Origin of the sequence: Williamsoniiplasma somnilux (assembly GCF_002804005.1) — a bacterium.
GTDB lineage: Bacteria > Bacillota_I > Bacilli_A > Mycoplasmatales > Mycoplasmataceae > Williamsoniiplasma > Williamsoniiplasma somnilux.
Genome location: NZ_CP024965.1, coordinates 694,815 through 707,726 on the forward strand (window position 1 = coordinate 694,815; position 12,912 = coordinate 707,726).

Genomic DNA, 12,912 nt, shown 5'->3' on the forward strand with positions numbered 1-12,912 from the left:
TTCTATCAAAATATCTTAATCTTCTTTAAAGATTTGTTCATTAAGATAGTGGGCTACCCCAGCTTCATAAAATGACAAAGTAACATCATTAGCAACATTTTTAATTTTATCTTTGGCATTGCCCATTGCAACTCCAGTTCCGGCTCATTGAATTGCTTCTATATCGTTTTCTCCATCACCAAAATACAAAACTTCATTTTGGTTAATTTTTAATAATTCTGCAACTTTTGCCAACCCAATACTTTTATTAATTCCTTTCGGAACAATTTCAATATTAGCAGCTGCATTAGAAACATATGAAAAAGCAAAAGCAGGAAATCCCATAGCTTCAACTTCTTTTCTAAATTTATTCATTTTCTTTTTTGAACCAAAAGCTACCATTTTTGAAACTTGATAAGCTTTTGGATTATCAAGTTTAAAGTTAGTTACTTTTCGATGACTTCTCTTTTTCATAAATCAAATAAAAGGATGAAATTTAACATTAACGTATGCTCACTTATCTTTTTCAGTATAAGCAAATAGTTTCACTTTTTTATTTTTAGCTAATTCAAAAAGTGTGTTTGTTTCATCATTCACAAAAAAACTACGGTAAACAAACTTAGGAGTTAAATCTTTTTGAAAGTAAAAAACTTGACCACCATTTTGACCAATAATTGGTGTTTGAACCAAATCAATACCAATATTTGCAGCAATTTCATGCATTGATGAAGAACTTCTTCCTGATGCTAAAGTTACCACAATACCTTGATCCATTGCTTTTTTTAAAGCTAGTATATCCTCTGGATTAGTTTTACCATTACGCATAATGGTCCCATCAATATCTAAAACAATTAATTTAATCATACTTTCACCCTAATCTCAATCTTATTTTTTAAATATTTTATTATATTATTACATTTTTTTCGAAAATGCATTTTGAAGATTTTCAATCAACTTAATAAAGTAATGAGTATTTAAAGCAAACGAATACAAAAACAATTCATCTATCAAAAAGTCCTCAAAAATATGCTTTTCGCTGTTTAAGACATGAATTTTTTCAAAAATATTAGGCAAATTCTTTTCTAAATTAGGATATATATCTTTAAAAAAATCAATATTTTTTTCACAAAAATCAATTTTATTACCTATAGTCTTTTTATTAAGGTCATTTCATTTGAGTTTTAGTTCATCATTTAAAGAACTTCAGATCTTATATTCTATTCAAACTCTTATAGATATTAGAAGTTTAATTTTATCTTTGTAATTAGTAAAAAAAAGTTGTTCATCAAAAAGGTTTTTATCAAAATTTTCAAAGTAATCAATTAAATTTTTTGGAGAAATTCGTTTTTGATCATAGTCTCTATAGGAGTCTTCTTCGTTATCATAATTTCAATGAAAAAAGTTGTTTACAGCGCTTTTATCACCATAAATTAAAAATTTAAAAATTTTACAATCTTTAATTAATTCATCTCTAAAATTAGTTTTTAAAAAGAACGAATCTAATTTTATAATTTTTCTTTCATCAAAAATTTTGTAATCAATACAGAAAAAATTGTTTATAACTTTTTTGATATTTAATTCTTTAAGAATATGAAAGGAGTGTGTAAAGATAATTATTTTTTTATCAATATCATTATGATTAAAGTATTCTATTGTATCTTTTAAAATTTTCATTATTAAATGTCTATTAGAAATATCATAACTAGTAAATGGGTCATCTAAAACCAAATATTCTATTTCTAAATTAAATTTAAAATTTAATATTCTAGCAACAATTGACATTAAGTTTTTTTCACCAGTACTAAAATTAGCAACATTTCTTGGCAACGTTATTTTTAAATTATTATCACTAATTTCAGACTTAAATACATTTTCTCCGATTATTTCCGACAATATAATTTCTAAATCTTTGCTGGCTTTTTTTATTGAATCAGAATAACTAGATCTTTCTTTTTGTATTTCTTCCATTAATATTTTATTTTTTTCGTATTTATCCTTGTTTTTTTTCATTTCTTGCTGATTTTCATATAAACCATTAAAAACAATAAAACTTAAAACTTTTCATTTATTATTCTTATAGTAATTTACTAATTTTTCGACATTTTGGTATTTTATGTTAATTTCGTTAGCTAAAAAATGTAGTTCTTTATTATATTTTTGTAGCAAATCTTCAAGTTTTTCTATTATTTTTTTTCTTTTATTTTCACTACCACAAATAGGACAATTATTTTCGTTTAATGAATTTCCAAAATCATAATCTTCTAAAAATTTTAGAACTAAAAGTTCTTTATTTTCAATTATATTATTGTTTATATTATTAATTTTGGTTAAGTTTTCAAATAAATACTTTCCAACTTTTTCCTTATCAACGGTTTCTCAATTAAAAATTTCAAAAATTTGATCAAATTCTTTTTTTTCTAATAAAATAATATCCTTATTTTCTAAATAATCCTCTATTAAGATATTTTTGAATTCATTTTCCTTTATTATGTTTGATTTATTAAATTTTGTATTGTATTTTTTTAATTTTAAATTTTCTATCAGTTCGTTATTTTCTTCTTTAAGTTTGTTAAATTTTAAAATTTGAGGAGAAATTAAAATTTCTTTAGAATCTTCTTTGTATGCAAAATAAGATTCGTGTTGATCTGAGTAACTTAAAAGCTCAACAGTATTTGTAAATTTGCTTTTTATCGCTCTACAAATAGAACTTTTCCCAACACCATTAGGAGCATAATAAATAGAGTTATTAGAAATGATAGTTTCCAAGTCATGATCTATTTTGAAATCATTTATATTAATCATTTGGTTCACCTTCACTATTTTTATGTGAACAATTATCTAAATTATATTGTTTATTATTTTTTATTTCGCTATTAAAAAAAGACCCTTTAGAAGATGACTTTAAAAATGCATAATATGTATCAATACCTTTTAAACAAAATTCATAATCTTTCTCATTTAGTTGGAAAACGATGTATAGGTGAGAGATATTACTTTCAAAACCAATTTTTTTAATAGCAGAAGAATTTGTTTCTATTCAATTAATATTTGTCTTCATCAAATACCTCAAAGGCTATATTATCTAAAATTTTACTTAACCCTTCAATTATTTTTTTAAACAATTGTTTTTCAATTCGTTCTTTTGCTTTTTCGGTTTTTTGTGATGCTGAATTTAATGTTCTAGAAACTGATTCTAAATTAATTAATTCTTTACGACAAATTTTTAGTGCTTGAGGAATATCTGATGTGCAAAATAATTCTAGTTTTTTAATTTTATCTTCATAAGCTTTAATCGCATTATTAAGTTCATTATTTGATGAATCATCAATAATTTTGTTTAGAGATTTAATTTTCATTTGCAATTCATGTTCAGCTAAAATCATATTTTTTAAGATTTGAGCAACGAAGACAAAACTTTCGCTATCTGTAATTCAAATGTTGTTAAATTTGATGCTTCTTGTAAAAGGAATTCCTTTGTATTTATCATTAAACGAAGTAGCAATAAGAATTCCGTATTTATGACCCATTTTAGCGATATCACTATTTAGTTTTTCTTCTCAATTATCTGATCAAACTGCATTTTTAACTTCATAAATAATTGTTCCGACAACATCACCTTTAAATTTAATTGATTGCTTAAAATCAGCTTTAGTATTATCAACTGAAATATTAATTTTATCAATTGCATCATTCATACCAAAACATTTTCTTAACTCTGTTTCAACTTCAATTTCAAAATTTTCACCCTTAGTTTTAGAATGAATTATTTTATTTTGTGCATTAGCAATTTTTAAAGATTCAATTTCGTTTCGATACTTGTTATCAATTTCAGATTTTGTTTTTTCTAAATCTAACGAATATTGACTAGCAAGTTTTTCTAATTCATTTTGAGTTGCTAACGATAATTGTTCATTTTTATTTTTTAATTCATTAATAACATCTTGATATTCTGCTTTATATTTTAATTCTGCATTGTTTTTAAATTCTTCATTAGCAAATTTAAGTGCTTGAATTTCAGATGTTTTTTCTTCAATTAATTTTTGTTTTTCGATTTCAAATTGATGATTATTTTTTTGCAATTCTTGATTTAAATTATTAATTTTTTCTGACATTTCTTGACGCAATGAAAACTCAATTTTAGATTTTTCAATCTGTAATTCTTTTTGCAAATTTTCAATTGTTGATTGCAATATATTTTCAGAGTTTTGTTGTTCTTGTTTTTTTGTTGCTTCAATTAACTCAAATTGCTGTTGAACAATATAATTTTCAACATGAGTTCTGAATTCATCACTTTTTAATAAATTAGTTTCTTTGCCACAATGAGGACAAGTAAACATTAAATTTTTGTTGTTAGTTTGGATATCCATTTTGATATCTCCTTTCTTTATTTGTATAATAAAAAAGCACAACTTAAAAGTTATGAATCTCTTTTATAATCTTTATGTTTATCAACTTAAATTAAATTACTAAAGCTTAAAAGATAGGTCGATTAATCCTTTAATTCGTTTGAATCTTTAATTATTTTAGATAAATGGTGGTTTCCCACTAATTTAATTATAATTAAAATTATTAAAAAAAGCACCAATCAGGTGCTCTTTTTTAAATATTATTTAACCATCTCTTGAATTTTTGGTAATGGCATAAACCCAATGTTTTTCTTAGTGTTTTTTCCGTCTTCAAACATCATTAAAGTCGGAATGGACATAACTTGGAATTCCATTGCTAAGTCCTGATTTTGATCCACATCAATTTCTACAAAAGTTACATCTTTAGTTTGTTCTGCTACTTGAACTATTAATGGATGTAACATTTTACATGGTCCACATCATTCAGCTTTAAAATCAACAAACACTTTTTTGTTTTCTTTAATAATTTCGTCAAATTGTTTTTTTGATGTAATAGTAATAATTTTTGACATAAATATCTCCTCTATTTTTTTAAAATTTTTTCAATAATGTATTGGGCAACTCCGTCATTGTCGTTGTTGTATTTTGTTTGATCATCAGCAATTGCTTTTAACTCACTGGCCGCATTTTCCATGGCCACGCCAATATCAACAGCATCAAATAATGATAAATCATTATATCCATCTCCAAATCCATAAACAGTAACAGATTCATCAATCCCTAAATAGTCTTTAACTTTTTGAACGCCATAACCTTTATTAATGTTTTTAGGACCTATCTCAATAACCCGGTCTGTATAAACTTGGATAAAAGTTTTGTCCCCATATTTAGATTTGAGATTATCAATAAATTTTTTTGAATTTTCTAATGTCGTATCTTTTCTTAAAACAATAGTTAGATGAGTTATTGCTGCATCCATTTCTTCATACGAATGGGCAACTATATAATCACTAGCCATCATTTGTGCTCAATATAACGAATTCTTTCCTTCATTAAAAACAAAAGTAGAATCATCACTGTAAAAATGAATTTTAGCTAATCTTTTTTCATCAATTTCTGAATAATTTTCTTCAAAAATTTCTTGAACTATATCAGCTGGAATATATTCATTTAAAACCCAAGTTTTATTTTTAAAGTCATAAATTTGTGATCCATTATTAGCAATAGCAATTCCACCCATTTTTTTAATACCCAACCTTTTAGCTTGAACTAGTAAATCACTTGTTGCTCTAGCTGTAATTGGAACAAAATAAATTCCTTGTTTATACAAGACTTCAATTATTTCTTTAGTCTTTTTAGAGAAATAATGATTAGATCTCAATAGAGTTGAATCTAAATCTGAAAAAATTATCGTCTTGGCTTTATATTGCATATAAATACTCCTTTATGACTTAGATATATTATAACTTTTAATTAGAATTCATATCCAAAAATTTGGCAATGAAACACATTTTCTTAAATAAAAGAAATATATATGTTCTCTAAAATATATTGTATAAATTAAAATAAATATATATTAAATGTCGTTTTAAAATACTAGCGAGAATGTGTGTAATAAAATAATTGTTTATTTTCTAATAAAAATTGTTTTAAATTTTTAAAATATAATTATATTAGTAAAAAATAGTTATACTTTAAAAGTAAATTTAGCATCAGTTGCCGTTTTTGGCATAACTAATCCTTCTGCCAATTTTTCTGCTGTTGTTTCTTTAATTTGACCAACTATAAATTTCATTTTATTATTTTTAATTTCTTCTTCAAATTTCTTGAATTTTAATCTTTCGGAAATGGAAAGGTTATTATACATTTCGTATACTGTTTTTCCTTCTAGATTATTTTCTATTATTTCTATTAAATAGAATACGGCATTGCTATTGTTTGTTAGTTGTTGATATGAAACTTGTATATTTTTTTCTACTTTAGAAAAAGATTTTATTTCTATATCATCCCCATTTCTTTCCATATCATATATGGAATTAGGATAATCTTTTATTTTGCAATCTAAGTTTAGAACACTATAAATTTCAGCAAAAATACCACGCAACGTCTTAAGGTCTAATGCTTTATTCAATTTCGAAAATAAATCATTAATTTTATTCAGAGACTCTTTAAGATTTCAACCTTCAGATGAAATTGTTAAAAATATAGATCTCAGCAATTTTATATCGGCAGAACCCTTAAAACTAATAGCTTCAAAATATTTTTCTTGGTATTCAACAATAGAATAATAATCTATATTTTCTAATATTTTATTTTTAATTTTTTCATTAAACAAAATTTCTTTGAAAATAAAAAATTTATTTTCATCATGATCAAATATATTTTCAAATAATAAATAACCATTATTCTCATCAATCTGATTAATATCGATATTTTTTTTAGTCATGATTAGGCCTTTCTTTTTTACCGGTTAAATTTATAATTTCAAATTTAGAACGCAAATTATTTAAACCTTTTTTAATTTCCTTTACATTATTTTTGTGAAAGTATATTAAATTTTCCAATTCTTTAACTAATTTATCGCACTCTGCATAACATTCTATTGCTTTATTTGAAATATACACATGCATAAATTTACTAATTTCTTTTCTATAACCAAATCACCTTGCTCTTTGTAACATTGTATCTGCAGACATTTTATTTTGTGGTTCATTGTACATTATTGTGGTTAATAATTTTTCAAAAGTATAACCTCTAGAAACTAATGTTCCACCTATAATTATTGAATGCTTTTGGTCGTTTCAAGCATTGCTTTCACCGTTTAAAATATAAATGTTAGATAATAATTCTTTAATAATTTTATTAACTACATTTATTTCATATTTTTTCGGTAGATAAGAATGCGGATGTCGTTCTTTTAACAAAATTAAAATGCCAGCAATTTTTTCGGCTGCTAATTTATGAAATTGTTTTGAGAGATCGTTATTTATAACCATTTGTGTATATGGCAAATTTGAATCATATATTCTTTGAATGTGACTAAGAATTATTTTTAATCAATCAGCTTGATTTTCCTTAATTTCTCTAGTATCTTTTGTTACTTCTGTTTCGATGTATATATTATTTTTTTGAAAAAAATCTGATCCTGTATATTCATCATTTGGTTTTAACAAAAAAATAGAAGAAAAAAAATCATCTTTGTTCAACATTATATCGGCAAAAGGTGTTGCAGTTACAGCAACAAAAGTTCCTTCATTAAATGCATTCTTTATTTCTATTATTTGGGCGTGTATTTTTGAAGGATTGGCTGGATTTTTAATATTTATACTTCCAAAGTCTGATTCGTCATCAAAGATTAAAACTTTTCTTTTGGTAGAATTTATCAACATTTCATATAATTTTTCAAGTGATCTAATACCTTTCAAAGATGTTATTAAACATTTTTTTTCGGGCAATTGACTATATTTAGTATTTTCTATTTCGATTATTGCCATTTCGTCATTTCTTTCAAAAACCTGTTCAAATCTAGTTCTTGTTTGTTCTAATAAATTATTATTGCTCCCCCCAAGTAGTATCACAGTATCGTATTCATTATAAAAAGCTAATCTAGATTGTTCTTGCATAAATTTAGTTTTTCCCGACTGCACCTGACCTATTACGAGCACTGTTTGTTTATTGTCTATTTTGAAAAGAAACTCATTTTCGGGAGGCAAATATAAAATAGCCCTAGTCATTATTTAATTAAATACCTTGCTATTTTATTTAAGACATCTTCTAAATCTGCTTTTCCTGTGGTTTTAGAACCAATAATATATTGCAATAATTTATCATCAAAAATTAAGTTAGAAATACCGATAACCGATATTAAAGGATAAAGAACTTCTTTTAAATCTATTTTATTTCCAAGAGTTAAAGGTTTTCATATTGGATGATTTATATTAAAAGTTATTTTAATATGTCTAACTGGTTCAAATTCTTTGTTTTCAGCTCTCACAAAATAGTAAGGAGCATTTTTATCACTCTCTGTGACTTCTTCTATTTCAATTTTAAAATTCTTGATATTATCTATAAAAACTATCTCATTATTATTTATAGCAAAATTTAAATTAGTTTTATGATTTAGTGTTTTTTCAATTTTGTTGGCAGTACTTTTTGTGTTGCCATTTTTTATTCTCATTTCATTGCCGATTGTAACTTTAACACAATTTGCAAGTTCGAGTAAATCTGATCCTATATCTTTTATTAATTCCTTAAAATCTTCTTCATTTTCTCCAAAATTAAAAGCTTGTTTATTATTATCGGGTCTAAAAATATGCCCTAACTCAACTTGTCCATAAACCCTTTTAATGTTTGTACGAGTATATTCTCCTAATTCAATTGCGTTAACATTATTAATATTAATTGCTCTACCATTTTGAAAAGTTGTTAATCCGTACATTTTTTTAAATTGTTTTACTTCATCTTGCCCTACTGAACCTTGAGACAAAATTCCAAATCTAAAATGTATATCATTATCAAATCTTTGTATTACAAACTCAAAATCTAATGGATCATTATTTTCCACTTTTTCAATAACCTTAGCCTTTAGGCCCTTTAGTATTTTGGGTTTTTTAATATAGTTTTCAACATTTTCTAAAAATTTTATTTTAAATTTTTCACTAATTACCTGAGATATATACGCCTCGCTATCAATTTCATAACTAAACTTTTGATTACTTCTGGCATCAACAAATTTAATATCAATACCAACTCCTTTTTCAGAAATGTACTTACAATATTTACTTTTTAAAATTGGAATTATATCTTTTTCTAAGACACTTTTTTGAATTATTCTTTCAGCATATATATTTTCAATGATTATTTTTGTTCCAGTAATATCGCCTTTATATTTTTCAACTTCTCAAGTAACAACATCATTAATATCACTAATTTTTGAAATCAATATTTCTGTTTTATAAGCAATTTTTGAATTATTTTTTTTTGAAATTATTGTAAGGTCTTTGCCAAATCAAAATGCACAATTCTTCATACCTACGCCGAACATATTTAATTTATTTCCTGGTGTTTCAAGATTTAGTTTTATTGAATTTGCAAGCTCATCTTCACTCATTCCAAACGCGTTATCAACTAATTCTATTTTTTTATTTACATTATCTATTAAAATTTCTATTTTCAAAGATTGTTTCATTTTATTGTCATCTCAAGACGCTATTGAGTTATCTATTAGTTCCGAAATCATATAATATGGTTTGGAAGGATCGTTTTTTTTAGCCAAAAGACTTGCGTAAGGTGTTTGCATTTGTTTTTTCATATTTACCTCTGTTTGATTATATATAGATTTTCTACAAATCTTTTTTTGTCTATTGAATTTGGATTTATACTTCTTTTAGTAAAGATATTTTTGCAAATTACTGATTCTCCAAAACGATAGTTTATTTTTTCTCTAAATTCCAATGAATTAGAATTTGATATTAATATTGTGCAGCCTTTTTTTCATGCCTTATAACATTCTTCTATTAGCTCTTCGTGTTGCTTTTTTCCAAATGAGGGCTCCGTGTAACCGACAAATTTAGATGAATCATCTGGATAATATGGAGGATCTAAATATATTAGATCGTTAAAACCAGCTTTTCTCACAATTTCTTTATAATCCTTAGAAGTAAGTTTTGTTGATTTTAAAAGTTTAGAAGCTTCATTAAAATCATTTTTTGTAGGTATAAAGTATGTTTTGCTTTTTCCTATCGGAACATTAAAATTACCTTGTAAATTAACTCTATAAATTCCATTGAATCCTACTTTATTTAGATAAAAAAACAGTGCTGATCTTCTTATTTTGTCCAAATGTTTTTTTTCCTCATTATATTGCATTCTCAAATCATAATAGTGTTGTTGTGGATTTGAATTATTAAATGTTTTATTAATTTCATCCAATAATTTTTCGGGATTATCTCTAACGGTTTTATAGAAATCTATAAGTGAAGTATTCAAATCATTTATGTTTGAGTTTTTTATTTTTAAATGAAAATAAAGAGCCGCTGAGCCAGCAAAAGGTTCAAAATAATTATTTATGTTGTCGGGTATTTCTTCTTCGATATATTTTATAAAGCGTCTTTTACCGCCGACTCATTTAATTAGTGGTTTCATTTTAATTCCTTACAAAATTAATTTTATCAAGAAAAAATGCAAAGAAACTATAAAAAAGAAACACTTTTTATAGTTGCAAATTTTAGTAATTTTTTATTAAAATTTTATGAATTCATTTTATTTAAAAATTTAAACTATTTTATTTTTTAAAAATTATTAAATATAGTAATTTGTTAACCTAATTTTATAATGAAACTAATATCCCTCTATTGAAAAATGGGTTAATAAAATTTAAACTATTTTATTTTAGAAAATAAATTTTGTATTTTTTATAACGTTTAGAAATTCTATTTAGTTTATATTTTGGGGCTAAAAAAAACAAGTCAAAGACTTGTTTTTTTTAAAATCTAAATGGTGCGGGATAAGGGACTCGAACCCTTACGTCGAAGACGCTAGATCCTAAGTCTAGTGCGTCTGCCAATTCCGCCAATCCCGCAAATGGTGATTCGTCGGAGGCTCGAACTCCGGACCCACTGGTTAAAAGCCAGTTGCTCTACCGACTGAGCTAACGAATCATATTGATTTGGCGACTATTAAATATTAGCATTTTTAACAAAAATTTAATAGTGCTAAATAGGCTTAATTTTACAAAATAAATATAGCAAAAACAAACGGAATAAATTTTTAAATTAAAAATAGTAATTTTAAAAATAAAAATAATAAAAAATTTTAAAAAAGGTTTATAATTGCCTTTTTTAAAATTATAACTTTTTCAAATTAGTTATTGATTTAATATGTTGGTCTAAAAACTGGTTTCGATTTTTCGTTTCAACTTGATGCCCCTTTATCAAAATCAGTATATTTTATTACTTCAAAAACATTTCATCTTGAAAGATCTTGATTAAAAATTTCGGCATTATAAAACATCGAACTCATATCAGTTACTTTTGAAGTTTTTCAAGAAGAAATATTTTCATTAAAATTTTTAGCTTCAGAAAACAGACCAAACATATTAGTAACTTTTGATGTATCTCAATTTTTTATTCCTTTACCTGTGAAATTAAAATCGCCTGCAAACATATTGGACATTTGTTTTACATTTGAAGTGTTTCAAGAGGATAAATCACCATTAAAGTTCGAAGCATTCGTAAAAGCTCAACTCATATCTACTACATTTGAAGTGTCTCATTCTTCAATTCCTTCAATTTTTTTATTTGGATTTCCATAAAATATTAGAGAAATATCAGTAATTTCTTTTGGTAAAACACTAGGAATTTTTATTCCCTTAAAATTTTTTATTGTTTGACCAAAATTACCTTGTGTACCCGACGAAGTCACATAAGGAAAATTCAAAAGAATGTATGCTTCAGCTGATGCAAGACTCAAATTAAGATTATCCGTTGTTCATAAATTACCATATTGATCAAGAAATTTGGCAATATTATTGGTAACAACTTTGTGATTTAACGTAATTTTCCCGCTATACGAAAAATCATTACTGCTATTTCCATTACCTATAAATAGAATTTCTTGAATTCTATTATTTTCATCTTCTTTTAGAATTTGAACAGTTATTCCACCAGCAATATCAATTTTGGCATTTACAATTGCTTTCTCAAGTTCAGTTCTACTTCAACTTCAATAATTTGATTCATTGCGATTTTTTGTATTTAGAAGCTCATTTAATTGCATTTTTGTGTTTACATTATCAATTGAAACTGCATCAATTTTGTTGTTTCAATGAAATTCTAGTTCAAGTTCTCCTTTGTACTTGTACTGATTTTCATTTGTTCCATGACCAATAAATTTTCAAGTTGTTATTTGCGAAGTAACCGAAGCATAGCCTTGAATTGTTTTTACTTCTTCAACAGTAATTCCACCAACAATATCAATGTTAGCATTTACAATTGCTTGTTCTAATTCCGATTTAACTCAATTTTTAGTTTTATCAATTTTACTATCTAATACTTTTTGCAAATCAGTTTTTACTACACTAATGTCTTTTATATCTTTGTCTGGATCTTTATTTTTATCACCACAAGAAACAACTGTAGCTCCAGTAGTTGCTGTTAATCCTATTGTGGCTAATAAACTTAATAATTTTTTCATTTTTAGCTCCTTTTATTTTTTTCTAAAAATAAGGTCATTAAACGTTAAACAAAAATGAAAATATTTTGTTTTAAAAAATTATTAAGGGTTTAAATGCTTTTATAACTAAACATTAACAATCTTTTATATTTACCTGACCGTAATTTCATTTTTACAAAAAAAAAAAAAAAACAAGGGATACTTAATTTTTTCTAAAATTTGACAAAAAAGTCAAAAATTTAATATATAAATTTTTAATAATAAATAATATCAATTTTTATATATTTTAAGTAAATTTGTGATTATAAAATTTCGCAAAAAATAAAAGTACCACTGCTTGTAGTACTTTTAAAATTAAAAATTTTATTAATTATAATATTTAAAATTGCTATCAAAACATTAATTACAAATCAGC

Annotated in this window: 11 protein-coding genes and 2 tRNA genes; all 13 read right to left on the reverse strand. The window is 24.7% G+C overall.

Going from position 1 to position 12,912, the window contains the following annotated elements:
- Positions 1-15: 15 nt before the first annotated feature.
- The 13 genes from ESOMN_RS03070 to ESOMN_RS03130 all read right to left on the reverse strand — a co-directional run bounded on the left by ESOMN_RS03070 (position 16) and on the right by ESOMN_RS03130 (position 12,518).
- On the reverse strand, positions 16-843 hold the full coding sequence (locus tag ESOMN_RS03070) for a Cof-type HAD-IIB family hydrolase (protein WP_024863488.1): 828 nt from the start codon (positions 841-843) through the stop codon (positions 16-18).
- A 48-nt stretch (positions 844-891) separates the two neighbouring features.
- Positions 892-2,781, reverse strand: a complete 1,890-nt coding sequence (locus ESOMN_RS03075; RefSeq protein WP_024863489.1) for a hypothetical protein — start codon at positions 2,779-2,781, stop codon at positions 892-894.
- Positions 2,774-3,037 (reverse strand): KTSC domain-containing protein, encoded by a 264-nt coding sequence (locus ESOMN_RS03080; RefSeq protein WP_024863490.1) that lies wholly within the window; start codon positions 3,035-3,037, stop codon positions 2,774-2,776. Before ESOMN_RS03080 ends, ESOMN_RS03075 begins: the two co-directional genes overlap by 8 nt.
- Positions 3,021-4,346 (reverse strand): DUF2130 domain-containing protein, encoded by a 1,326-nt coding sequence (locus ESOMN_RS03085; protein WP_024863491.1) that lies wholly within the window; start codon positions 4,344-4,346, stop codon positions 3,021-3,023. Before ESOMN_RS03085 ends, ESOMN_RS03080 begins: the two co-directional genes overlap by 17 nt.
- A 239-nt stretch (positions 4,347-4,585) precedes the next feature.
- Positions 4,586-4,897 carry a thioredoxin gene (trxA, locus tag ESOMN_RS03090; RefSeq protein ID WP_034942378.1) on the reverse strand — a complete coding sequence of 104 codons (312 nt, stop codon included), beginning with the start codon at positions 4,895-4,897 and terminating at the stop codon, positions 4,586-4,588.
- A gap of 11 nt (positions 4,898-4,908) precedes the next feature.
- The gene (locus tag ESOMN_RS03095) at positions 4,909-5,757 is read right to left on the reverse strand and encodes a Cof-type HAD-IIB family hydrolase (RefSeq protein WP_024863493.1); all 849 of its coding nucleotides are present in this window, start codon (positions 5,755-5,757) and stop codon (positions 4,909-4,911) included.
- Between the two features lie 255 nt (positions 5,758-6,012).
- On the reverse strand, positions 6,013-6,771 hold the full coding sequence (locus ESOMN_RS03100; protein ID WP_024863494.1) for a hypothetical protein: 759 nt from the start codon (positions 6,769-6,771) through the stop codon (positions 6,013-6,015).
- The gene (locus ESOMN_RS03105) at positions 6,764-8,059 is read right to left on the reverse strand and encodes a Z1 domain-containing protein (RefSeq protein ID WP_024863495.1); all 1,296 of its coding nucleotides are present in this window, start codon (positions 8,057-8,059) and stop codon (positions 6,764-6,766) included. Before ESOMN_RS03105 ends, ESOMN_RS03100 begins: the two co-directional genes overlap by 8 nt.
- Positions 8,059-9,636 (reverse strand): ATP-binding protein, encoded by a 1,578-nt coding sequence (locus ESOMN_RS03110; protein WP_024863496.1) that lies wholly within the window; start codon positions 9,634-9,636, stop codon positions 8,059-8,061. The genes ESOMN_RS03105 and ESOMN_RS03110 overlap by 1 nt, the downstream gene beginning before the upstream one ends.
- A 2-nt stretch (positions 9,637-9,638) precedes the next feature.
- On the reverse strand, positions 9,639-10,469 hold the full coding sequence (locus ESOMN_RS03115) for a DNA adenine methylase (RefSeq protein WP_024863497.1): 831 nt from the start codon (positions 10,467-10,469) through the stop codon (positions 9,639-9,641).
- Positions 10,470-10,821: 352 nt separating this feature from the next.
- Positions 10,822-10,905 (reverse strand) — tRNA-Leu (locus tag ESOMN_RS03120).
- Between the two features lie 3 nt (positions 10,906-10,908).
- A tRNA-Lys gene (locus ESOMN_RS03125) sits at positions 10,909-10,984 on the reverse strand.
- A 214-nt stretch (positions 10,985-11,198) separates the two neighbouring features.
- Positions 11,199-12,518 carry a BspA family leucine-rich repeat surface protein gene (locus ESOMN_RS03130; protein WP_024863498.1) on the reverse strand — a complete coding sequence of 440 codons (1,320 nt, stop codon included), beginning with the start codon at positions 12,516-12,518 and terminating at the stop codon, positions 11,199-11,201.
- Positions 12,519-12,912 lie beyond the last annotated feature (394 nt).